Genomic DNA, 22144 nt, shown 5'->3' with positions numbered 1-22144 from the left:
TATTTTCTCACTTCTGCTCACTGACAATAGTGACAAACAGCTCTTCTAAGCGGTTCGCTTTATTGCGCATAGAAAATACATGAATACCATGTTCTGATAACTGTTTGAATATATGGTTTAACCCCTGCTCTTTCGCGACTTCAATTTCGAGAGAACCACCATTAAATCTCTGCTTTAATACATTTGACAGTTCAGGCACCTGCTCTGGCCGGCTATCAATATCAAGGATGAAGCTCTCCACCTGCAATTTACTCAGCAGTGATTTCATTGAAGTATTTTCTATCAGCTCACCGCGATGAATGATACCGATGTTCCGGCACAACATTTCTGCTTCTTCCAGATAATGCGTTGTTAAGATGATCGTGACGCCCTGCGCATTGATTAACTTCAGAAAATCCCACATTGAGCGTCTTAACTCAATATCAACACCAGCTGTTGGTTCATCTAAAATCAGTAACCGGGGATCATGCATCAGAGCCCTGGCTATCATCAGACGGCGCTTCATACCTCCGGAAAGATTTCTGGCCCGCTCTTTACGCTTTTCCCACAAATCCAGCTGCGATAAATATTTTTGCGCCCTCTGTTTTGCAACATCACGCGATACACCATAATATCCGGCCTGCTGGAGTACAATTTGTTCAACCGTTTCAAACTGATTGAAATTAAATTCCTGAGGTACCAAACCAATATTCAGTTTCGCCTGCTCAAGACGTTCATCCAGGTCATCCCCAAATATCGAAACTTTCCCTGATGTTTTATTAACCAGAGACGAAATAATTCCAATTGTTGTCGATTTACCCGCACCATTCGGGCCCAATAAAGCGTAAAAGTCGCCTTTCTGCACAGAGAGACTAATCCCTTTCAACGCTTCAAAACCTCCTGAATAGGTTTTTCTTAAATTTTCTATTACTAATGCATTCATATGAAAGGCTGGTACCTCATCAAAGATATGGGTTTCGCTAAATGATACACATATGTTGGCTGACGATTAAAATTTCAACCCCTGGCATGATACTGTCTTATCCCTTCACGGGGAAAAGACGCTTTCAAAGAATCAATCAGGCAATTTCCCCCGCTTACTTCTCTGCAAAAAATAACTCATCAGATGAGACAGAAACATTTAGGCGAGTTCTCTGATATTGTGTATATTGACCGGGCGTCATATGAAGGAACCATATGATGGCAGACCTGCTATTCGTATCTGTGCTATATCAACTTACGACAAATGAACAAAGGGAACGTAAGATGCCTAAGTTAAAAAACTTATTTGAAAATAATGCCAAATGGTCCCAGTCGATTAAAGAAGAAAATCCTGAGTACTTTTCAAAAATGGCAGAAGGACAAAACCCTGATTTTCTGTGGATTGGATGTTCGGACAGCCGGGTTCCCGCAGAACGTCTCACCGGCCTTTTCTCCGGGGAACTCTTCGTTCACAGAAACGTTGCAAACCTTGTCGTCCATACCGATTTAAACTGTTTATCCGTCGTTCAATATGCAGTCGATGTATTAAAAGTCAAACATATTATGATCTGCGGACATTATCACTGTGGTGGCGTCAATGCTGCAATAGATAACCCTAAGCTGGGACTCATTAACAACTGGTTACTACATATCAGAGACTTATATTTCAAGCACCGGAATTATCTGGACAGCATGTCTCCTGAAGAACGTTCTGATAAGCTTGCTGAAATCAACGTGGCTGAGCAGGTTTATAATCTTGGAAATTCAACCATATTACAAAATGCATGGGAAAGAGGACAAAAAATTCAGTTGCATGGTGTGGTTTATGGCATTGAAGACGGCAAACTGGAATATCTGGGTGTTCGCTGTCAATCAGCTAAAGACGTAGAAGAAAATTATCAGGAAGCGATGAATAAAATTCTCAATCCGGAACATAAATTACTTTGCCGGTAATCTATGAGTGGCGAAATCCCCATCACAACAAAAAAAGCAGCCCAGTGGCTGCTTTTTTCTTATTTGATAACTCTGAGGCTCGGCTTTCCTTTCGGCCGGGATGAACCGGAAGGAGAGGCATCATCATCGGATACTGAAGTTGCTTCATTTTCAATATCAGTCTCGACACGCACTAAACCACTCCGCTCTTCCTCATCTGCATTTTCTATTTGACGCACATAAGCATCTTCAGGCTCAAACATTGTTCCGGCACCATTTTCACGGGCGTAAATAGCCTGAACAGCATACAGAGGAACAATCACTGAATGAGGTGAACCACCAAACCTTGCATGAAAAGTGATCGCATCATTACCCAACTCAAGGTGACCAACAGCACGGGGGGCAATATTTAAAATAATCTGCCCATCGCGGATAAACTCAACAGGAACACGAACCCCGGGAAGCATAGCATCAACAACCAGATGTGGGGTTAAATCATTTTCCAGCAACCAGTCATAAAATGCACGAAGCATATAAGGTCGACGCGGCGTCATATTATCCATGATTGTCTCAACATCCAGAATCAATTAACGGGACAAACGCATTTCACGCTCAGTTTCTGTCAGAGAAGCAAGGAACGAATCACGTTCAAACACACGATTCATATAAACTTTCAGTTCTTTAGAGCCCGGACCAGTTAACTCAATACCCAAAACAGGAAGACGCCACAATAAAGGAGCCAGGTAACAGTCAACTAAACTAAATTCTTCACTCATGAAATATTCAAATTCTGCAAAAACCGGCGCCAGAGTTAACAAATCATTTTGCAACTTATTCCGCGCTGAATCAGCTTCATCAGGTTTGCCATTCTCAATTTTATCAGCCAGCGAATACCAGTTTTTCTCAATGCGATAAATCATCAAACGGCTGTTACCACGCGCAACCGGATAGACAGGCATCAAAGGTGGATGGGGAAAACGCTCATCCAGATATTCCATAATAATTTTTGAGTCATAAAGCGCAAGTTCACGATCAACAAGTGTCGGAACAGACTTATACGGATTTAATTCAATCAGTTCCGCAGGCAGGTTTAACTCATCAACTAACTCAACTTCAACACTTACACCTTTTTCAGCCAGAACAATTCTTACCTGATGACTATAAATATCAGAAGCACTTGAAAATAACGTCATCACAGAACGCTTATTGGCAGCAACAGCCATGGACCCTCCAGCATATATAAAGATAAATGGAGCAAACTCTCCATTAATAGTTCAGTATTGATTAAAAACAGCACGGTATAATAACACAATCTCAGCATACCACGCCAATACTCTTTGCAAGACAGCAAAATCTTATATCTGACTGCTCCCCAGGATATTCCATCATGCCCCCCAAATTGCTCAGATATAACACATAAAAAAACCCGGCATAAAGCCGGGTTTTTGCATATAAAAATCGTAAACCGATATTAACGTTTTGAGAACTGTGGACGACGACGTGCTTTACGAAGACCAACTTTCTTACGTTCAACACGACGAGCATCACGAGTCACATAACCCGCAGCACGAAGTGCTGGACGAAGTGACTCATCGAATTCCATCAATGCACGAGTAATACCGTGACGAATTGCACCAGCCTGACCTGAAATACCACCACCTTTAACAGTGATGTAAAGATCAAGCTTCTCAGTCATTTCAACAAGCTCTAAAGGCTGACGAACAACCATGCGAGCTGTCTCACGACCAAAATACTCGTCTAGGCTACGTTTGTTAATGACGATATTGCCGCTGCCTGGTTTAATAAAAACACGTGCAGCTGAGCTTTTGCGACGGCCTGTGCCGTAGTATTGATTCTCTGCCATTTTCGTAATCCCCAATTAGATGTCCAGTACTTTTGGTTGTTGAGCAACATGGTTATGCTCAGCGCCAGCGTAAACTTTCAGCTTACGGTACATAGCACGGCCAAGAGGACCACGTGGTAGCATACCTTTAACTGCCAGCTCAATTGCCATTTCCGGTTTACGATCAATCAGCTTGTCAAAAGAGATTGATTTCAAACCGCCTGGAAATTCAGAGTGACGGTAATACATTTTGTTTTTCGCTTTGTTACCAGTTACAGTAACTTTCTCAGCATTGACAACGATGATGTAATCGCCAGTATCAACGTGAGGCGTGTATTCAGCTTTATGCTTGCCACGTAGGCGAGATGCAATTTCACTTGCCAGACGACCCAGAGTTTTCCCCTCAGCGTCCACAACATACCAGTCGCGTTTTACAGTTTCTGGTTTAGCAACGAAAGTTTTCATGCTAATAATAACCCGTTTCTTTCAGTTTAAATATCAAGGAGTATAAATCATACTCCCACACTGTCTAAGAGCCCATTCATCACCCCTTCGAGCGGTTGGCACTCTCGACCATATTTTTGAGCCTAATTGCCCCAAAAAAGGTCTGCAGTAACGGTGGGTCGCAGGATTATAGAGAAGAGAGAAGAAAAAATCACCTCTTTTCTTTAAAAACATATATTTTTCTTTAAAGCGACAAACAAATGGCACAACTATCAGGACAAATGGTCTCTGGCAAGATATTCCCGGCTTTGCATTTCAGTTAAGCGTGACTGACAACGCTGAAATTCAAATTCAAGTTGTCTTCCCACATACAGTTTTTCAAGGGCAACTTCAGCAGACAGAATCAGTTTTACACGTCGTTCATAAAATTCATCAACCAGAGCGATAAACCGCCGGGCAGCATCGTCCATGGCTTCATTCATCTGTTTTACATCAGCCAACAAAACCGTGTGGTACAAACGGGATATTTCAATATAATCTCCGGCACTTCTCATTGTTTCACACAATTGCTCAAATGTTATCAATAATACGCCATGGCTGGATTTGATGATTGGCATCCGTCGGTGATTAACTTCAATATAACCTTCAAACTCATTTTCCTGCTGATGGATCAACTGATCATAATACCTGTTCAGGTTATCCATGGATTTTTCGTCATTAGGAAAATGATAAATATCAGCCTGCTCCAGCGTTCTGAGACGATAATCAACGCCACTATCAACATTGATAATCTGACAGTGCTTTTCTATTAAAGCGATCGCCGGCAAAAAACGGGCCCGCTGCAATCCATTTCGATACAGTAGATGAGGCGGAATATTTGATGTCGCAACAAGAATAATCCCCTGAGCAAAAAGTGACTGAAATAAAGTTCCCAAAATCATGGCATCTGTAATATCAGACACAAAAAATTCATCGAAACAAATAATATCTGTTTCTTCTTTAAAACGCTGAGCCACAATATCAAGTGGATCAGCCACATCTTTTAGCTGTTTCAATTCATCGTGAACACGATACATAAACCGGTGAAAATGCATTCTTATCTTTCTGGCAGACGGCACAGACTCGAAAAAAGTATCCATCAGATAAGTTTTACCCCGGCCAACACCTCCCCATAAATAAATTCCCTTGGGCGCTGATGGCGCTGCAGGTTTCTTTCTCAGGAGTTTCGAAAAAAAAGAACGCGTCTCAACCTGCGGGGCCTGATACTCAGTTAGCCGCAAATGGAGCTCATCGAGCATATCAATCGCATCAGATTGTGCGCTGTCTATCTGAAATGCATTATTTGCTAAATCATAATGATAACGTTGTTTTGGAGTCATAGGATTATTTTAAACACAACAAACTATAAGAGATATGTGACATTCTTTCACTTTATCCATCATGAAACTCATAGTACCATATCCAGAGTACGAGTTGTTGCAAACAAAAGGTATGTTATACCCAAATCACTTAAGGATATGGTTCTCAAGGTGATTTGGGTATAAATAACTATAAGGAACTGTTATGCCTTGGATATACGCAATTGTGGGATTACTGGCAGGATGTATTGCCGGTGTTATCATTACCCGTTTGACGACACCACAATATAAAAATCAAAAATCCCTGCAAAAAGACTTAGACAGTGCAAAATTCACCATTGAACAGCAACGTCAGGAACTCATCGATCATTTTGCCCAAACAGCAGAAATGCTGGATACGATTGGCAAGGACTATACAAAGTTATACCAACATCTGGCTAAAACCTCCTCTGAACTGATTCCAAATCTTCCGGAGCAAGATAACCCGTTCATCAAAACGATGACAAAGCACAGCCCTGTAAAAGAGGCAGAAAAAGATAAACAACCTCAACCAGAGCAGCCACCAAAAGATTACGCATCAGAAGCAACAGGGTTATTACGTACAGAAGATAAACCGATCATTCACTCAAAAGATATTGTCGGCGTACAAAGTAACTAAAAAAAATTTGTGAACTAAGTTAAGGTTTTTAAGTCTTAAAACTCACTTATCCCTTTAATACTTTTTGTTGAAAACATATATCAAGAAGTGAATAAAAGGCGTTCTATGAAGAGGAGTTTTAGGATGAAAAAACCTTTACTTGCATTAACCGCTCTATCATTATGCATTAGCTCTGTCATTACCCCACTACCAGCCAGCGCCGCTTTGCCACTGGCTGTAAACGGGGAACAGGTCCCCAGCCTCGCACCTATGCTTGAAAAAGTAACACCGGCAGTTGTCAGTATCGCTGTAGAAGGTACTCAGGTCTCGCGCCAACGCCTTCCTGAGCAATTCCGCTTTTTCTTTGGACCTAATTTTCCTACTGAAAAACTACAAGAACGTCCCTTTAAAGCATTAGGCTCTGGTGTCATCATTGACAAAGATAAAGGTTATGTCGTCACAAATTACCATGTTATCAACAGTGCAGATAAAATCCGTGTAAAACTACATGATGGCCGCGAATACAACGCAGAACTTGTTGGCGGAGACAAGATGTCGGACATCGCTTTAATCAAATTGAATAAAGCAAAAAATCTGACTGAGATAAAAATTGCTGACTCCGACAAAATAAAGGTGGGTGATTTTTCTGTCGCCATAGGAAACCCGTTTGGGCTGGGGCAAACTGTCACTTCCGGGATCATTTCTGCTTTAGGCCGCAGTGGCTTAAACATTGAGAACTTTGAAAACTTTATCCAGACAGATGCAGCGATTAACAGCGGTAATTCCGGTGGCGCTCTGGTCAACCTGAAGGGAGAATTGATTGGTATTAACACCGCAATCCTTGGACCAAACGGTGGAAATATCGGTATAGGCTTTGCTATCCCATCAAATATGATGAAAAACCTGACGGATCAAATTCTCGAATATGGTGAAGTTAAACGGGGAATGCTTGGTGTACAAGGCGGCGAAGTCACATCTGAACTTGCGCAAGCAATGGGATACGAGTCCAGTAAAGGGGCATTTATCAGCGAAGTCGTCCCTGATAGCGCCGCTGACAAAGCCGGATTAAAGGCTGGTGATATCATCACCTCCGTTAATGACAAAAAGATTGATACATTCTCTGAACTTCGGGCGAAAGTTGCTACGTTAGGAGCAGGAAAACAAGTAAAAATCGGGGTTTTAAGGGATGGTCAGTCAAAAATCTTTGATGTGACACTCGGCGAGCAAAACGAAACGACAACAAAAGCAGAAAACTTGCATGAAGGTCTGGCAGGAGCGGATCTGTCGAACACAATAGACAGTGATCCAATCCAGGGTGTCAAAGTGACCAAAGTTGCAAAAAACTCTCCGGCTGAACGTTATCAGCTTCAAGAGGGAGACATCATTATTGGTGTTAACCGTCAACGAATCAAAAACATTGCACAACTCAGAAAAATCCTTGAGAAAGATCCAGATATTCTGGCCTTGAACATTCAGCGGGGTGACAGAACCATTTATCTGGTTATTCATTAATATTTAATTGATGAGACGGACCTTTTTATTACGAAAGGTCCGTTTCTTATTAACTCAGACAATGCTATCCTTCCAACCCACACTTGTATTTCTTTATCAACGTTATATGAACGGTCTAAGATATACAACGCTTCACTTATCGTAGCCATAAACTTCTTGTAGACTAAAGTTCAGACCCTTAAAAAGAGAGTGAGTTGAAAAAGCATGGTAGCGTATATACTTCGTTCAATCGGACTCGGCATTCTGACCGCTGCAGTTGTCGTGTTGTCTGTCCCCTCTCTGAGAGTCCATCTCTTTCCATCCCAACAAGAATCAGAACCATCTGATATCGGTACCTTACAGCTTTCATTCAATGAAGCAGTTCGCAAAGCCGCTCCGGCAGTTGTCAATATATACAGCCGTAAATATACAGAGGATAACCGGACAAAATTGTCAACTCAGGGATTAGGGTCCGGTGTTATCGTCAGCGAAAAAGGATATATCATCACAAACTACCACGTGATAGCCCAGGCAGATCAGGTTATCGTTGCCCTGCAGGATGGTCGTGTTGCTGCAGCTCAACTCGTTGGAAAAGATCGTCGTACCGATATAGCTGTACTTCGTATTGAAGGAACCAATCTTCCGGTCATTCCTCAATCACCCGATTACTCACCACAGGTTGGGGATGTAGTGCTGGCTATAGGAAATCCTTACAATCTTGGCCAGACAACAACTTTTGGCATTATCTCCGCGACGGGCAGATCCTCGATCAGTGCAGACGGAAGGCAAGCCTTTATACAGACAGATGCAGCTATCAACGAGGGGAACTCCGGGGGCGCTTTAGTCAATACACAGGGCGAACTGGTAGGAATTAATACGGCTTCTTTTCAGCAGGCTACGGATCTGGAGACCTATGGAATATCTTTTGCTATCCCATATAGGCTAGCCAAAAAAATTATGGAAAAGATCATTGCTGATGGCAGAGTTATCAGAGGTTATATCGGCATTGATGGACAAGATGTTAGCTCCGTCGCATCGCGCTTGTTAGGAAGTGAACATGTCGGAGGTATTATTGTGCTGGGGGTTGATCCAAACGGACCAGCTTATAAGGCCGGCTTCAAAGCTCAGGACATTATTATTAAGATTGATGGACATAAGTTAAACGGGCGGGATAGTGTCATGGACATAGTGACCGATCTGCGTCCAGGCACAACGATCAATGTTGAAATCATCAGAAAAGGGAAAAGTATTTCTCTTCCGGTTACTGTTGCAGAAGACACAAGAGAGTAATCGCAATTATCCTCGTCCAAAATATGCACTAAAAAAGCGGAGCCAAGGGCTCCGCTTTTTATACTTACCAGAATAGCATTACTTCTTAGCAAGCTTCTCTTTAATACGAGCAGACTTACCAGAACGTTCACGCAGGTAGTACAACTTGGCACGACGTACTGCACCACGACGTTTCACTTCAATGCTGTCAACAGTTGGAGAATGTGTTTGGAATGTACGCTCAACACCTTCACCGTTAGAAATTTTACGTACAGTAAAAGCAGAATGCAGACCACGGTTACGCACACCAATTACAACGCCTTCAAAGGCCTGTAAACGCTCACGCTCACCTTCTTTAACTTTTACCTGAACAACAACTGTATCACCTGGTCCAAACTTTGGCAGGTCTTGTTTCATTTGCTCTTCTTCAAGAGCCTTGATGATATTACTCATTATAAATTTCCTAGAATAAACTGATACTCAATTAATAAAAGTTACTGCGCATGGTGTTCTTCAATAAACTCCACCAGTAACTGTTCCTGTTCGTCAGTCAGAGCTAGGTTTTCCAGGAGCTCTGGTCTTCTCAGCCAGGTCCGGCCTAAGGACTGTTTCAACCGCCATCGACGAATATTACGGTGATTGCCAGATTTCAATACGGACGGGATACTTGCTCCGTCTAAAATTTCTGGCCGAGTATAATGTGGACAGTCAAGTAAACCATTCACAAAAGAATCTTCTTCCGCTGAAGCAAAATCCCCTAAAACTCCGGGAACAAAACGAGAGACAGAGTCAATAAGTGTCATCGCAGGTAGTTCTCCACCCGTCATAACAAAATCACCAACAGACCACTCTTCATCAACTTCTGATTCTATAACACGCTCATCAACGCCCTCATAACGACCACAAATCAGTATTAAATGCTCATTTGTGGCTAATTCTTCAACGCCTCGTTGATCTAACTTACGGCCTTGAGGAGAGAGGTAAATCACCTTAGCTTTTTCAGGCGCAGCTGTTTTAGCTGCCCGGATAGCATCACGCAATGGCTGAACCATCATGAGCATTCCAGGTCCACCGCCATAAGGCTTATCGTCTACAGTTCGGTGCTTATCACAGGTGAAATCTCTTGGATTCCATACCTCAACTGATAAAAGCCCTTTAGATACCGCTTGGCCTGTCACTCCAAAATCTGTAACAGAACGAAACATTTCAGGAAAGAGGCTAATCACGCCAACCCACATAATTTTTCCCGCTCTGTATCAGGAGTTAAAACCCAGGATCCCAGTCAACTTCGATCCGTTGAGCTTCACGATCGATATTTCGAATCACTTGCTCTTCAAGAAACGGGATTAAACGTTCCTTTTGTCCAAAAGCATCTTTCAGATTAGCCTTCACCACTAAAACATCGTTCGACCCGGTTTCCATTAAATCGGTCACCTCACCCAAGTTATAACCCTTAGTTGTTACAACTTGCATACCAAACAATTCTCGCCAGTAGAACTCATCTTCTGACAGCTCCGGTAGTGAATCTGAATTAACTAAAATTTCAAAGTTAGTCAGAAGGTGAGCATCCTCACGCAAATCCAACCCTTCGAGCTTCACAACCATCCCTTTGTTATGGCGTTTCCAGCTCTCAACTTTATATTCAGCTAATTCCCCTTTTCGGTTGATATACCAAGGGCTGTAATCAAAAATACTTTCAGGGTTGTCCGTATAGGAAAAAACTTTTAGCCAGCCACGAATGCCATAAGTAGAACCAAACTTACCCATAACAATCTTATTTTCGTGTTTGCTCATGACGTTTTTACCTTTCATAGACGCTACTATTTACCATCATCAATGGATTAAGCAGCTTTTTGTGCATCTTTTATAAGCTTAGCGACGCGATCTGACAGAGATGCACCCTGAGAAACCCAATGGTTTACTCGATCCAGATCTAAACGAAGTCCTTCTTCCTGACCAGCCGCAGTAGGGTTAAAGAAACCTACTTTTTCAATGAAACGACCTGTCGCAGCATTACGGCTGTCCGCAACTACGATTTGATAGAATGGACGCTTCTTAGCGCCGTGACGTGCCAAACGAATGGTTACCATATCGTCCTCTTTGCTTTCTTACATAATAAAATTAACCCCAAGTACTATTTGTCAGTGATTTACTCGAGAAATAGTTTGGGGTCTCGTGCCAATTTAAAGCCACGGAATTTTACCCTTATTCCGCAACATTGCAAGGTTTTTAGCTACTTTTTAGCCATCATAAATGACGATTGCAGGCATCAGCGCCCAAATGGATTAAAGCCACCACCGCCACCAAGTCCTCCCATCATGCCTTGCATATTTCGCATCATGCCTTTCATGCCACCCTTCTGCATTTTCTTCATCATTTTCTGCATTTGAGTAAACTGCTTCAGCAGGCGGTTTACATCCTGAACTTTCGTTCCGGAACCGGATGCAATACGTTTTTTACGTGAACCTTTGATAATATCCGGGTTTTGTCGTTCCTTCATGGTCATTGAACTGATAATCGCTTCCATCTGCTTAAACATTTTATCGTCAACTTTCCCTTTGATATCATCCTTCATATTGGCCATACCAGGCAATTTATCGAGCATCCCCATCATGCCGCCCATATTTTGCATCTGGCCAAGCTGTTCTCTGAAGTCTTCCAGGTCAAACCCTTTCTTCTCTTTAAACTTCCGGGCAAGTTTCTGGGCTTTATCCTGATCAACATTCCGCTGAATATCTTCTATGAGAGACAGAACATCGCCCATTCCGAGAATCCGGGATGCAACCCGATCCGGATGGAAAGGCTCAAGCGCATCAGTTTTCTCACCAACCCCAAGGAACTTAATGGGCTTGCCGGTAATATGCCGGACAGATAACGCAGCACCGCCACGGGCATCGCCGTCAACTTTGGTCAGAATTACACCGGTTAATGGCAGCGCATCACCAAATGCCTTCGCGGTATTGGCAGCATCCTGACCGGTCATCGCATCAACAACAAATAGTGTCTCAACCGGGTTTACAATTGAATGAAGACTCTGAATTTCTTTCATCATTTCTTCATCAATTGCCAGACGGCCCGCGGTATCAACAATTAGTACGTCATAAAACTTTCTTTTTGCATGATCGATAGCAGCTTCTGCTATCTGGACTGGTTTTTGATCAGGAGAAGACGGGAAAAAATCCACACCAACATCACCAGCAAGAGTTTCAAGTTGCTTAATTGCTGCGGGACGATAAACGTCAGCAGAGACAACAAGCACCTTCTTTTTATCTCTTTCACTTAATAATTTAGATAATTTACCAACACTGGTGGTTTTACCGGCCCCTTGCAAACCAGCCATCAAAATTACTGCAGGAGGTTGAGATGCTAAATCAATCGCTTCATTTGACTCCCCCATCACCGCTTCAAGTTCGGATTGCACTATTTTGATAAACTCCTGACCGGGCGTCAGAGATTTTGAAACTTCAACACCAACGGCTCCTTCTTTGACCCGGGCAACAAAATCCCGGACAACAGGGAGTGCGACATCCGCTTCTAAAAGAGCCATCCGGACTTCTCTGAGTGTCTCTTTAATGTTGTCTTCAGTCAGGCGTCCCTTACCGCTGATATTTTTAAGTGTGTTAGATAATCGATCCGTTAAGTTCTCAAACATTTTGCGTCTCTTTGCTTGAATGCAATTCAGATAATAATAGCTGGCAATGAGTATACCTTAGCCAGAAAAATTGTCATGCTTACTTCTGCAGACTAATCAGCATTCACATGAAAGAAATCATCAAATGCAGTATTCAAATCGTGGCTCAATGTGATTGACCTATGTATAATTCATCAACTTAGCAATTACTCTGATGAAAGATATGGATCACATAATCGCAATAGTTACCTCATCATTTTATTTTCTCGCTATTGCAACCACGATCCCGGGTTTAGTGAATCAAACCGGGATCAAAGCAAAAGCAGTTATCTTATGCGCGATTGTTGCACTGGTTTTCCACAGCTGGTTGCTGGTAGATTTAATCCTTCATCGCAATGGGCAAAACCTGAGTATTCTTAACGTAGCGTCACTCATTAGCTTTATCATCTGCTTCGTTATGACCGTCACAATGCGTAAAACACGACTGTGGTTTATTTTGCCTGTAATCTACAGTTTTGCTGCCATTAACATATTAGCGGCAACTTATCTGCCGGGTTCATTTATTACTCATTTATCAGATAAGCCCCCCTTGCTCATTCATATTTCTCTGGCTTTACTGTCCTACTCAACGTTAACGATTGGTGCACTTTATGCGCTGCAGCTTACCTGGCTCGATCATAAGCTGAAGAATAAAAAACTACAGGCAATTAACCCTAATTTACCGCCGTTGTTGCTCATCGAAAGACAGTTATTCAGGATCATTCTCATTGGTAACATTTTACTGACCGGTACACTGATAACCGGCTTCACTTTTGTGCAGGAAATGTTTGTTCAGGGTAAAGCGCATAAAGGTATATTATCGTTTGTAGCATGGATTACTTACTCAGTTCTGCTCTGGGGGCACTACCACAGGGGCTGGAGAGGCAGAAAAGTGACATGGCTGACAATCACGGGGGCATTTTTGTTAACTCTGGCTTATTTTGGCAGTCGCTTTGTGAGAGAAGTCATCTTAAATTAGCCCAAGTAGTTGAAAGATTGCAAATTGACATCATATCAATCTTCAGACATTAATTAGTTATCAGCAGCATAAAAGGAAACAATACATTTTGGACGACATATCGACAGGTGTTTTATTTACACTACTTGCATGTCTCATCATTATCTCAGGATACTTTTCAGGCTCAGAAACCGGCATGATGGCTCTGAACCGTTATCGTCTGAAGCATCTGGCAAATTCCGGACACCGCGGCGCGAAGAGAGTGGAAAAGTTGCTGAATCGTCCGGACCGCTTGATAGGGCTGATCCTCATAGGAAACAATCTGGTCAATATTCTGGCTTCAGCCATCGCAACAATATTAGGTATGCGGCTTGGTGGAAATGTGGGCGTCGCAATTGGTACAGGTGTCTTAACTCTCGTGATTCTTGTTTTCGCGGAAGTCACACCTAAAACGCTGGCAGCCCTGTATCCTGAAAAAATATCCTATGCGAGTAGTATCGTTCTCACCATTCTGATGAAAGTGTTATCGCCAGTTGTCGTTTTCGTCAATCTGATCACCAATGGTTTTATCCGGCTGCTTGGTGTTTCCCCCAAGCACAGCAGTGGCGATCATCTGAGTTCCGAGGAATTAAGAACCGTTGTGAATGAAGCCGGAGGGCTGATTCCCAAACGCCACCAGGATATGCTGCTTTCAATCCTTGATTTAGAACATGTGACTGTGAACGATATCATGGTCCCACGCAATGAAATCACAGGGATCAATATTAATGATGACTGGAAGTCCATTGTCCGGCAACTGACTCACTCACCACATGGTCGTGTCGTTCTCTACAGAGATAATATCGATGAAGTTGTAGGGATTTTGAAACTACGTGACCCGTTCCGCCTGATGCTGGAAAAGAATGAATTCAATAAAGAAATGCTTCTCAGAGCTGCTGATGAAGTCTACTTCATTCCGGAGTCGACGCCGCTGAATGTACAGTTACTCAAATTTCAAAGAAATAAAGAACGAATCGGACTGATTGTGGATGAGTATGGCGATATAAACGGTCTGGTTACTTTAGAAGATATTTTAGAAGAAATTGTTGGAGAGTTTACAACCTCAATTTCTCCCAGCCTTGCCGAAGAAATTACACCTCAACACGATGGTAGTTTCTTAATCGAGGGCAGTGCAAACATCAGAGATATTAATAAAAGCCTGAAGTGGAAATTACCTACCGATGGCCCCAGAACACTTAATGGCCTGATACTGGAACACCTGGAAGACATCCCACAAACAAAACTAAGCATTCGGGTTGCACAGCATGCGATGGAAATTATGGAGACAGAGGAAAACAGAATAAAACTTGTCAAAGTCTTTCCGGGAAAGCAAAAAAAATAATGATGACACCAAAAAAGAGCTTGTAATCACAAGCTCTTTTTTATATCAGCTGATTTTCAAATCTTTTAACAAAGATTCAGGTAAGGCAAGTGCATCGTTCTTGTTCACAGCGATGCCAGCATCAATAATTTTCCGGGCAATTTCTTTGGCTTCATCCAGAGAATGCATCGCTGCTGTCCCACACTGATAAATATTCAGCTCAGGAATTTTACTTTGATCCTCTACAGTCAGTACATCTTGCATCGAGCTCAGCCACGCTTCAGCAATTTGCTCTTCTGCTGGCGTGCCAATCAGACTCATATAAAATCCGGTCCGGCATCCCATCGGAGAAATATCAATAATCTCAATATCCGGGCCATTCAGGTGAGCCCGCATAAAACCGGCATAAAGATGCTCCAGTGTATGAATCCCTTTTTCTGATAAAATATCCTGATTTGGAATCGTAAAACGAAGATCAAACACAGTAATTGTATCACCTTTGGGAGTCTTCATTGTCTTTGCGACACGGACAGCCGGCGCGTTCATTTTTGTATGATCAACTGTAAAACTATCTAATAATGGCATGATTACTTTTCTCCATAGTTGATTAGAAAAACCAACTTCGATTCTTTTCCAGCTCCTGGCGGCACTGCTTCAATTGCCAGCCATAATCTTTGGCTTGCTTCTCGACCCGACGGGCTATACGAATTAAAGATGGGTTTTTTCTGTATGTCTTTCTTGAAAACCCACCACGACCTTCATGATAAGCCAGATACTGATTATAGGTATCCCACATCGACAAGCCCAACTGCTTGTTTGTTTCCCGTGTATACCAGCCAATAAACATAAGAGAATCAGCAAAATCAGTTCTGCTGCCTCCATGATGTGTTGCAGTTTGAAAGTCCTCCCATGCCGGATCCTGAGCCTGAGCATAGCCATAGGCACTACTTACCCTGCCAAATGGTATAAAGCCGAGCAGATAATCCTTAGGAGGAAGTGCATTATGGCGGAAGGAGCTTTCCTGTTTAATAAAGGCCATAGCAACCTGAACAGGCGTCCCCCACTTTTTTTCCATTTCAACAGCATCTTCATACCAGGATGGTTTTTCACGGAAAATGTCACACAGATTACTCACCTGAGAAGGGGGAGACGTCGCACATCCCAATAATACGAATGGAACAGCTAATTGCAATAAAACGCTATACTGAAATTTCATGTGTTTTCAAATATGAAAAATATTCTTCTAAATAATCGTCAAAGCTTTTCTCGTCTTCATTTTCTATCTGCTTTTGATTTAAAACTGAACGAACCGCTTCATCAATCATATGTTGTTCGGTATAAAATGTATAAGGATGCTCAAGGTGTGACTGGCTATATTTCTCGCCTAAATAACGCCCAGCTTCACCTAACCCACCAGATTGCTGAATGAGGTTGAGTAGCTGGCCTGAAAGCGTGCGTTCAGGATTCTCAACCCAACCGGATAACTCCCGGCATACAGAGCGATACTCATTTCCGCCAAGCTGAGAATCCATCAAATCTGCAATCAGCTCTAATTCTTTAAATACGCGTAAAGCCCATTGTTGAAGCGTCAATACTTCACCATGACAACCAATTTGTAATTCTAAACCCGGTTTGCGACCCTCAAGGATAACTTTGCGCCAGTTATCCCGCCAACATTCCAGCTCACATCCATCCATTAATTCAGAATCTGACAAAGCCGCCCAGGTTAGAAATAAATCCAAAAACCGAACCTGAGTTTCACTGACCCCAACAGGACTATATGGATTAACGTCCAGTGAACGAACCTCGATATACTCGATCCCACCCCGGGCCAGCGCCTCCGATGGCTTCTCACCGCTATTTGCAACTCGTTTGGGGCGCACAGGTGCGTACAGTTCATTCTCTATCTGTAGAACATTGCTATTTAATTGCCGGTAGTTTCCACCGACTTTAACACCAATCCGGGAGAAATCTTCAGAAGGCGTCCTGATTGCCTGATTCAGCCCGGTTAAATATTGCTCAAGACTGTTAAAACCAATTTTCAAACTGCTTTGAGCATGATTTGTATAACCCAAATCACTTAAACGCAGAGACGTGGCATAAGGTAAGTACAATGTGTGACCAACAGACTGAAAAGGTAATTGAGTCTCCCGGCCTTTGATAAAACATGAACTAATCGCCGGAGACGCGCCAAATAAATACGGAATAAGCCACCCAAAGCGATAATAATTCCGGATCACTCCCATATAAGCCGATGTTCTGGACTCAGATCTTTCTTTTTCCGATTGCTGTCCGAAAAGAGCTTCCCAAAAATGTTCTGAAAATGAGAAATTAAAATGGACTCCGGAAATCACCTGCATCAGACTACCGTAACGACGCTTCAGTCCCTGACGGTAAAGCGTCTTCATTCTGCCAACATTTGAAGAGCCATACTGAGCTATCTGAATATCTTCTTCATTACCGATATAGCAAGGCATCGACATTGGCCAAAGACGCTCATTTCCCATATTACTCTGCGCAAACCGATGAATATCAGACAGCTGAGAAAAAAGTTCCGGTAGTTCCTGACTGACAGGCGTAATAAACTCGAGGAGTGCCTCACCAAAATCAGTAGTGATCAGCGGATTTGTCAGCGCTGATCCGAGATCTTTGGGGTGTGCAGTTAAAGCAATATAGCCATCTTGTGTATATCGAAGTGTTTCTCGTTCAATACCACGGTTAAACTGCTTGAGTACTTCTGGTTGTTGAGCAATTAACTCAAGTCGCTTGGCAAAATTAGTCAAAATATATTCACTTCTTTGATAAAAGCCGCACATTTACCGGAATATAACAGGCATTGACCAGATTTGTATGCGACTATTTCACGGGCTGTAGTCTATTTATGTGTACTTTAGTGGATGATTTCAAGCTCCTCCACCGGCAGATTAAGTTTTTTCAGCTGCGGCTTCAATTGCTTCATATCACCAACCACAATAATCTGATAATCGTCCGGATTAAACCATTTTTTTGCTAACTGGTTTAAAACATCTCGCTTCACAGCAGAAATTATCCGGTTTCTCTGTTGGAGATAATCTTTATCAAGACTATAAGTCATAATACCTGCAATCAATCCGGCCTTCTGTGACGGAGTCTCATAAGCCAGTGCCTCCTGCTGGCCTACAGCAAGACGCATAAATTGCATCTCTTCCTCAGAAAGACCGGACTTTGAAAACTGCTCCAATTCTTTTCTGATTTCCTGAATCGCACCAACAGTTGCGTCTCTGCGTACTGGTGCAGAGAAGATGATAGCTCCGGTCTCCCTGTTACCGGATACATATCCATTCATGCCGTAGGTATAACCCTTATCTTCCCGCAGGTTCTGATTCATCCGGCTATTGAAGTTTCCTGCAAGATTAAAATTAGTTAGTTGCGTCAGGAACTGTTCTCCTGTTGCATGAAAGGGTAGCCCTTGTCGGACAAAACGGACAATACTTTGTGATGCTCCTGCTTTATCCACAAGGTAAATCTTTTGGTCGCCATCAGGCGAAACAAACTGAGGATCAAGTAAAGGCGCAACATCACCTTTCCAGTGAGATAAGAATGAAAGAGATTTCATCGCCTCCCGCTCAGAAATATCACCAACAACCACGACCTGTGCGCCGTGAGGTGTGTAATGGTGTTGATAGAAATTATGAACATCTTCGAGAGTTAAGCCCGAGATAGAAGCTTGTGTACCATCAGAAACCCGGGAGAATACCGAATGATCAAATAATACCTGACGGGTTGCCTGTGATGCGAGCCAGTTCAGCTTTTGGTGCTGATAAATTGTTCCCTGAATCATCTGGTTCTTCAGACGATTAAAATCACTTTTTGAAAATTTGGGGTGGAAAAGCACATCATTAACAATGGCAAGTGTTGGCTCCAGATTCTTAGATAAGGCAGAAATAGTCATGCTCGTTGTATAACTTCCTGCTGAAACAGAAAGCGTCGAACCCAGCTTATCCAATGCTGATTCGATCGACTCTGAGGAATGATTCAGAGTCCCTTCTTCCATTAAAGAAGCAGTTAATTCAGCCAGCCCCTCCTTACCCGTTTTGACATACCGGTTCCCGGCCGGGAACCTGATAGTTATCAGGACTGTCGGGGTTTCTTCTGTTTCGGTTCCCATCACCTCAATGCCATTATCAAAATAACTGCTGTATAACTGAGGAAGTTTCGGGTTAACCGGAGACGCAACTGCAGGCATCAGGGAACGGTCAAAATTATCTTTCACCTGACGGTACTGAAGATCCTGATCCGAAATTTTATGGTGGACTGCACTTTTGTGTTCCGGCGCAATAAAATTAGCAGTCTGAACAGCTAAGCTTTTCTTCCCACGGGGAACAACGCTTAATGTGACTTTAGGGTGGTTTAAAATATACCGGGAAAGTACATGATGAACAGATTTAGGAGAGACGGCTTCTATATTTCGAATCTCTTCCTGCATCCGATCGGGTTGCCCATAGAAAGTTTGATTTGATGCAAGTTGACGTACTTTTCCGTCAACACTTTGCAGAGCAAAGATCGCATCAGCTTTAGACATTCCTTTAATTTCATCTAAACGCTCAGGAACAACACCATCATCAGCCAGTTTTCTGACAACACTTAACATATCATCACGGAGCTCACGGAGACTATTCCCGCTCCCGCTCCCACGAATCGCATACATATAAAACGTACAGGCAAGCTCACCACATTTTTGAAAAGCACCAGCACTCATTGCCTTTTGAGTCTTCACCAAAGACTGATACATCAGACTGTTTGAACCATCGCCAAGCACCTGCGCCAGGACATCCAGAGAGGTTTGACTTTTTGCTCCGGGATATTCAGTGGGCCATCCGATCACAACCATAGGTTGCTGTATCCGGTCTTCCATCGTGACAAAACGATCGCTCTGGAGTGACACTGGTTTTTTCTCCGGCTTATTTACCGCCGGCCCGGATGGAATCGAGCCAAAATATTTTTGAATCCATGCCAGGGTTTGCGTTTCATTCAGATCGCCGCCAATCGTCAAAACAGCATTATTCGGACCATACCATCTCAGAAAAAACGCTTTGAGATCATTCACATCGACAACATCTAAATCTTTCACATAACCAATGGTCTGCCATGAATATGGATGCTGAGCAGGAAACATGGCTTCTCCCATTTTTTCCCATATCAGACCATAAGGGCGGTTATCATAATTTTGTGCCCGTTCATTTTTCACGGTATCCCGCTGTATCTCAAATTTGCGCTGTGATATCGCCTCAAGTAAAAAACCCATACGATCGGACTCAAGCCACAGAACCTTTTCAAGTTGATTCGCTGGCACTGTCTCATAATAATTCGTCCGATCTCTGTTCGTCGAACCATTCATTGAACCACCCGCTTCAGTGATGAGTCTGGAGTGCTCTTGATCACCAACATGTTTCGAACCCTGAAACATCATATGCTCAAAAAAATGGGCAAAGCCTGTTCTGCCGGGAATTTCACGGGCAGAACCAACATGATATGTGACATCAACATGTACAAGTGGATCAGAATGATCCGGAGACAGGATAACGGTTAAGCCATTTTTCAGCCGGTATTTGGAGTAAGGAATCGAGACTTTCCCCGGTTGCTCATACTTCGTTTCAATCCATTGAACACCTTCAGGGAGTTTTACATGACCTGCACCATGATGTATTTGCGTACATCCGGAAACAACAACCAGACAGAGAAGGCAAAGCCACAGCTTTCTCATCTCACAATTCCTCTTAGAAAAAACCATAAAACAAAACAGTCAGCATGATATATCGAACAGTTTTTCCGATCACAATACAAATCAGTGACTCAAAAAACTTCATACGAAGCCAGCCAGCAGCAATACAAAGAGCATCACCAATGACAGGCATCCAACTCAATAAAAGCGTCCAGTATCCGTATTTTTTTAACCAGACTAAAGATTTATGACCATGCTTATTGATATGAGTTCGGTTCGGGACCCAAACGCCAAGGCAGTAATTCGTCATCCCTCCTAACGAATTACCAAGCGTTGCAATAAAAACGATCATGGCAGGAGAAAACTGCTGCAAAGATAAGGTTGCAACTAATGCTGCCTCTGAGCTGCCGGGAAGCAGTGTAGCACTCAAAAAACTACTGAAAAATAATACCCAGAGAGACATGTCCGAAAAAGAAGAAAAACTTCCAAACACAACGCTGTCAAGAAGATCTAGCATTGCATATCAAGCAACACTTTGCCTCTTGTATGACCTGACTCAAGTTGCTGATGCGCTTCTTTCACTTCAGTCATCGGATAAACATGCTGTATTTCAACTTTCAGTAATCCGACACCAACCATATATAACATGGTCTCAAGCTGTTCTGGTTCAGGATCAACTAACATCCCCATCGCATTGAACCCCAGTAAACTGGCTTTCTCACAAATCAATTCTGCAGTCACAGTAGGAACAGTCACCACGGTTGCTTCATCTTTCAGACATTTCAATGCATCAAGTGCAACATCTCCGCCGATCAAATCAATCAGCACATCCACTTCTTCAAGTCTTTCAGATACAGGCGCAAATTCATAATTAATGGCATGAGCGCCTAATGTAGCCAGATAATCAAGATTGTCGCCGCGGCAGGTTGTATAAACTTCAGCTTTAGCTGCAACAGCAATTTGTACAGCAAGATGACCAACACCACCAGCACCAGCCAGAATCAATACTCTGTCACCTTCTTTGACTCCGGCTTTATTCAAAGCCTGTGCAGCAGTTTGTCCGGCCAGAGGAAGCACAGCCGCCGCTTCCAGCGTTACTGAAGAGGGAATGAGACTCAGTTCATTTTCAGGAACACAAAGATACTGACTATATCCACCACCTCTCAAAGGAAAGCCAATAAATCCGGCAACCAAATCTCCATCCTGAAACTCACCGGCTCCGGGACCACACCGGACCACTTTTCCGGAAATGTCATAACCCGGAACCCAGGGAAGATTATCTTTATTCTGTTCCGCAGCCCAACCTGAACCCGAACGGGTTTTTACATCGATTGGATTCACTCCGGCAAAGGCCACTTTTACTAACACTTCACCCGATTTTGGTTCTGGGATCTGAGTTGATTGAATGGTTAACACGTCTGCATCACCAAAGCGAGGTATCGCTATTTGTTTGTTTTCCATTTCAAAGTACCTTTACTTTTTCGTCGGTCATAAAGTCAAAAAGGAATGACAAGCATTCC

The 22144-nt window shown here is 42.9% G+C and carries 23 protein-coding genes; 6 read left to right on the top strand and 17 right to left on the bottom strand.

Annotation, left to right across the window (positions count from 1 at the left end):
* Positions 1-7: 7 nt before the first annotated feature.
* On the bottom strand, positions 8-922 hold the full coding sequence (locus OCV29_RS03705; protein WP_073603355.1) for an ABC transporter ATP-binding protein: 915 nt from the start codon (positions 920-922) through the stop codon (positions 8-10).
* A 323-nt stretch (positions 923-1245) separates the two neighbouring features.
* Between OCV29_RS03705 and can the strand changes: the two genes are divergently transcribed.
* Positions 1246-1914 (top strand): carbonate dehydratase, encoded by a 669-nt coding sequence (can, locus tag OCV29_RS03700; RefSeq protein WP_073603356.1) that lies wholly within the window; start codon positions 1246-1248, stop codon positions 1912-1914.
* A 59-nt stretch (positions 1915-1973) separates the two neighbouring features.
* Here can and sspB read toward each other — a convergent pair whose 3' ends face one another.
* The 5 genes from sspB to zapE all read right to left on the bottom strand — a co-directional run bounded on the left by sspB (position 1974) and on the right by zapE (position 5559).
* Positions 1974-2447 carry a ClpXP protease specificity-enhancing factor gene (sspB, locus tag OCV29_RS03695; protein WP_139281568.1) on the bottom strand — a complete coding sequence of 158 codons (474 nt, stop codon included), beginning with the start codon at positions 2445-2447 and terminating at the stop codon, positions 1974-1976.
* Positions 2448-2480: 33 nt separating this feature from the next.
* A complete protein-coding gene (sspA, locus tag OCV29_RS03690) occupies positions 2481-3116 on the bottom strand; it encodes a stringent starvation protein SspA (protein ID WP_073603357.1) in 636 nt (211 codons plus the stop codon).
* 248 nt (positions 3117-3364) lie between these two features.
* Positions 3365-3757 (bottom strand): 30S ribosomal protein S9, encoded by a 393-nt coding sequence (gene rpsI / locus OCV29_RS03685; protein ID WP_073580345.1) that lies wholly within the window; start codon positions 3755-3757, stop codon positions 3365-3367.
* Between the two features lie 15 nt (positions 3758-3772).
* Positions 3773-4201, bottom strand: coding sequence for a 50S ribosomal protein L13 (gene rplM, locus OCV29_RS03680; protein WP_073580234.1), 429 nt, complete (start codon positions 4199-4201; stop codon positions 3773-3775).
* Between the two features lie 251 nt (positions 4202-4452).
* A complete protein-coding gene (gene zapE, locus OCV29_RS03675; protein WP_073603358.1) occupies positions 4453-5559 on the bottom strand; it encodes a cell division protein ZapE in 1107 nt (368 codons plus the stop codon).
* Positions 5560-5743: 184 nt separating this feature from the next.
* On the opposite strand from zapE, the gene zapG reads away from it, so the two are divergent.
* The 3 genes from zapG (at position 5744) to degS (ending at position 8956) form a co-directional block, all read left to right on the top strand.
* A complete protein-coding gene (zapG, locus tag OCV29_RS03670) occupies positions 5744-6196 on the top strand; it encodes a Z-ring associated protein ZapG (protein WP_073603359.1) in 453 nt (150 codons plus the stop codon).
* 123 nt (positions 6197-6319) lie between these two features.
* The gene (locus tag OCV29_RS03665) at positions 6320-7687 is read left to right on the top strand and encodes a Do family serine endopeptidase (protein ID WP_073603360.1); all 1368 of its coding nucleotides are present in this window, start codon (positions 6320-6322) and stop codon (positions 7685-7687) included.
* 204 nt (positions 7688-7891) lie between these two features.
* Positions 7892-8956 (top strand): outer membrane-stress sensor serine endopeptidase DegS, encoded by a 1065-nt coding sequence (gene degS, locus OCV29_RS03660; RefSeq protein ID WP_073603361.1) that lies wholly within the window; start codon positions 7892-7894, stop codon positions 8954-8956.
* Between the two features lie 78 nt (positions 8957-9034).
* On the opposite strand, the gene rplS is transcribed toward degS, so the two are convergent.
* The 5 genes from rplS to ffh form a co-directional block, all read right to left on the bottom strand.
* Positions 9035-9388 carry a 50S ribosomal protein L19 gene (rplS, locus tag OCV29_RS03655; RefSeq protein WP_073580238.1) on the bottom strand — a complete coding sequence of 118 codons (354 nt, stop codon included), beginning with the start codon at positions 9386-9388 and terminating at the stop codon, positions 9035-9037.
* A 41-nt stretch (positions 9389-9429) separates the two neighbouring features.
* Positions 9430-10173, bottom strand: coding sequence for a tRNA (guanosine(37)-N1)-methyltransferase TrmD (gene trmD, locus OCV29_RS03650; RefSeq protein WP_073603362.1), 744 nt, complete (start codon positions 10171-10173; stop codon positions 9430-9432).
* Between the two features lie 25 nt (positions 10174-10198).
* A complete protein-coding gene (gene rimM / locus OCV29_RS03645) occupies positions 10199-10747 on the bottom strand; it encodes a ribosome maturation factor RimM (RefSeq protein ID WP_139281557.1) in 549 nt (182 codons plus the stop codon).
* 29 nt (positions 10748-10776) lie between these two features.
* The gene (gene rpsP, locus OCV29_RS03640) at positions 10777-11025 is read right to left on the bottom strand and encodes a 30S ribosomal protein S16 (protein ID WP_073603364.1); all 249 of its coding nucleotides are present in this window, start codon (positions 11023-11025) and stop codon (positions 10777-10779) included.
* 179 nt (positions 11026-11204) lie between these two features.
* The gene (gene ffh, locus OCV29_RS03635) at positions 11205-12587 is read right to left on the bottom strand and encodes a signal recognition particle protein (RefSeq protein ID WP_073603365.1); all 1383 of its coding nucleotides are present in this window, start codon (positions 12585-12587) and stop codon (positions 11205-11207) included.
* A gap of 202 nt (positions 12588-12789) precedes the next feature.
* Here ffh and OCV29_RS03630 point away from each other — a divergent pair, with 202 nt between their 5' ends.
* Positions 12790-13584 carry a cytochrome C assembly family protein gene (locus OCV29_RS03630; protein WP_073603366.1) on the top strand — a complete coding sequence of 265 codons (795 nt, stop codon included), beginning with the start codon at positions 12790-12792 and terminating at the stop codon, positions 13582-13584.
* 88 nt (positions 13585-13672) lie between these two features.
* The gene (locus OCV29_RS03625) at positions 13673-14944 is read left to right on the top strand and encodes an HlyC/CorC family transporter (protein WP_073603367.1); all 1272 of its coding nucleotides are present in this window, start codon (positions 13673-13675) and stop codon (positions 14942-14944) included.
* 45 nt (positions 14945-14989) lie between these two features.
* Here the strand turns inward: OCV29_RS03625 and luxS are convergent, their stop codons facing one another.
* The 6 genes from luxS to OCV29_RS03595 all read right to left on the bottom strand — a co-directional run bounded on the left by luxS (position 14990) and on the right by OCV29_RS03595 (position 22085).
* Positions 14990-15508 carry an S-ribosylhomocysteine lyase gene (gene luxS / locus OCV29_RS03620; RefSeq protein ID WP_073603368.1) on the bottom strand — a complete coding sequence of 173 codons (519 nt, stop codon included), beginning with the start codon at positions 15506-15508 and terminating at the stop codon, positions 14990-14992.
* Positions 15509-15530: 22 nt separating this feature from the next.
* On the bottom strand, positions 15531-16139 hold the full coding sequence (locus OCV29_RS03615; protein ID WP_073603369.1) for a transglycosylase SLT domain-containing protein: 609 nt from the start codon (positions 16137-16139) through the stop codon (positions 15531-15533).
* Positions 16123-17706, bottom strand: a complete 1584-nt coding sequence (gshA, locus tag OCV29_RS03610) for a glutamate--cysteine ligase (RefSeq protein ID WP_073603584.1) — start codon at positions 17704-17706, stop codon at positions 16123-16125. Before gshA ends, OCV29_RS03615 begins: the two co-directional genes overlap by 17 nt.
* A 107-nt stretch (positions 17707-17813) precedes the next feature.
* Positions 17814-20666, bottom strand: a complete 2853-nt coding sequence (locus OCV29_RS03605; protein WP_073603370.1) for a M16 family metallopeptidase — start codon at positions 20664-20666, stop codon at positions 17814-17816.
* Positions 20667-20679: 13 nt separating this feature from the next.
* Positions 20680-21141: a YqaA family protein gene (locus tag OCV29_RS03600; RefSeq protein WP_073603371.1), complete on the bottom strand. Its 462-nt coding sequence runs from the start codon at positions 21139-21141 to the stop codon at positions 20680-20682.
* Positions 21135-22085, bottom strand: a complete 951-nt coding sequence (locus OCV29_RS03595) for an NADP-dependent oxidoreductase (RefSeq protein WP_073603372.1) — start codon at positions 22083-22085, stop codon at positions 21135-21137. Before OCV29_RS03595 ends, OCV29_RS03600 begins: the two co-directional genes overlap by 7 nt.
* Between the last annotated feature and the right edge of the window lie 59 nt (positions 22086-22144).

The sequence above is a fragment of the Vibrio aerogenes genome, assembly GCF_024346755.1.
Taxonomy (GTDB): Bacteria; Pseudomonadota; Gammaproteobacteria; order Enterobacterales; family Vibrionaceae; genus Vibrio; species Vibrio aerogenes.
Note: the sequence above shows the minus strand (reverse complement) of the source record. Positions and strands in the feature narration are given on the sequence as shown.

Coding starts and splice junctions, on each gene's coding strand:
- rpsP (WP_073603364.1), bottom strand. CDS start 11,025: ATGGTAACCATTCGTTTGGCACGTCACGGCGCTAAGAAGCGTCCATTC.
- zapE (WP_073603358.1), bottom strand. CDS start 5,559: ATGACTCCAAAACAACGTTATCATTATGATTTAGCAAATAATGCATTT.
- OCV29_RS03600 (WP_073603371.1), bottom strand. CDS start 21,141: ATGCTAGATCTTCTTGACAGCGTTGTGTTTGGAAGTTTTTCTTCTTTT.
- OCV29_RS03595 (WP_073603372.1), bottom strand. CDS start 22,085: ATGGAAAACAAACAAATAGCGATACCTCGCTTTGGTGATGCAGACGTG.
- zapG (WP_073603359.1), top strand. CDS start 5,744: ATGCCTTGGATATACGCAATTGTGGGATTACTGGCAGGATGTATTGCC.
- rplS (WP_073580238.1), bottom strand. CDS start 9,388: ATGAGTAATATCATCAAGGCTCTTGAAGAAGAGCAAATGAAACAAGAC.
- sspB (WP_139281568.1), bottom strand. CDS start 2,447: ATGACGCCGCGTCGACCTTATATGCTTCGTGCATTTTATGACTGGTTG.
- ffh (WP_073603365.1), bottom strand. CDS start 12,587: ATGTTTGAGAACTTAACGGATCGATTATCTAACACACTTAAAAATATC.
- OCV29_RS03665 (WP_073603360.1), top strand. CDS start 6,320: ATGAAAAAACCTTTACTTGCATTAACCGCTCTATCATTATGCATTAGC.
- OCV29_RS03630 (WP_073603366.1), top strand. CDS start 12,790: ATGGATCACATAATCGCAATAGTTACCTCATCATTTTATTTTCTCGCT.
- rpsI (WP_073580345.1), bottom strand. CDS start 3,757: ATGGCAGAGAATCAATACTACGGCACAGGCCGTCGCAAAAGCTCAGCT.
- luxS (WP_073603368.1), bottom strand. CDS start 15,508: ATGCCATTATTAGATAGTTTTACAGTTGATCATACAAAAATGAACGCG.
- OCV29_RS03605 (WP_073603370.1), bottom strand. CDS start 20,666: ATGAGAAAGCTGTGGCTTTGCCTTCTCTGTCTGGTTGTTGTTTCCGGA.
- rimM (WP_139281557.1), bottom strand. CDS start 10,747: ATGAAAGGTAAAAACGTCATGAGCAAACACGAAAATAAGATTGTTATG.
- rplM (WP_073580234.1), bottom strand. CDS start 4,201: ATGAAAACTTTCGTTGCTAAACCAGAAACTGTAAAACGCGACTGGTAT.
- OCV29_RS03615 (WP_073603369.1), bottom strand. CDS start 16,139: ATGAAATTTCAGTATAGCGTTTTATTGCAATTAGCTGTTCCATTCGTA.
- OCV29_RS03705 (WP_073603355.1), bottom strand. CDS start 922: ATGAATGCATTAGTAATAGAAAATTTAAGAAAAACCTATTCAGGAGGT.
- can (WP_073603356.1), top strand. CDS start 1,246: ATGCCTAAGTTAAAAAACTTATTTGAAAATAATGCCAAATGGTCCCAG.
- degS (WP_073603361.1), top strand. CDS start 7,892: ATGGTAGCGTATATACTTCGTTCAATCGGACTCGGCATTCTGACCGCT.
- sspA (WP_073603357.1), bottom strand. CDS start 3,116: ATGGCTGTTGCTGCCAATAAGCGTTCTGTGATGACGTTATTTTCAAGT.
- trmD (WP_073603362.1), bottom strand. CDS start 10,173: ATGTGGGTTGGCGTGATTAGCCTCTTTCCTGAAATGTTTCGTTCTGTT.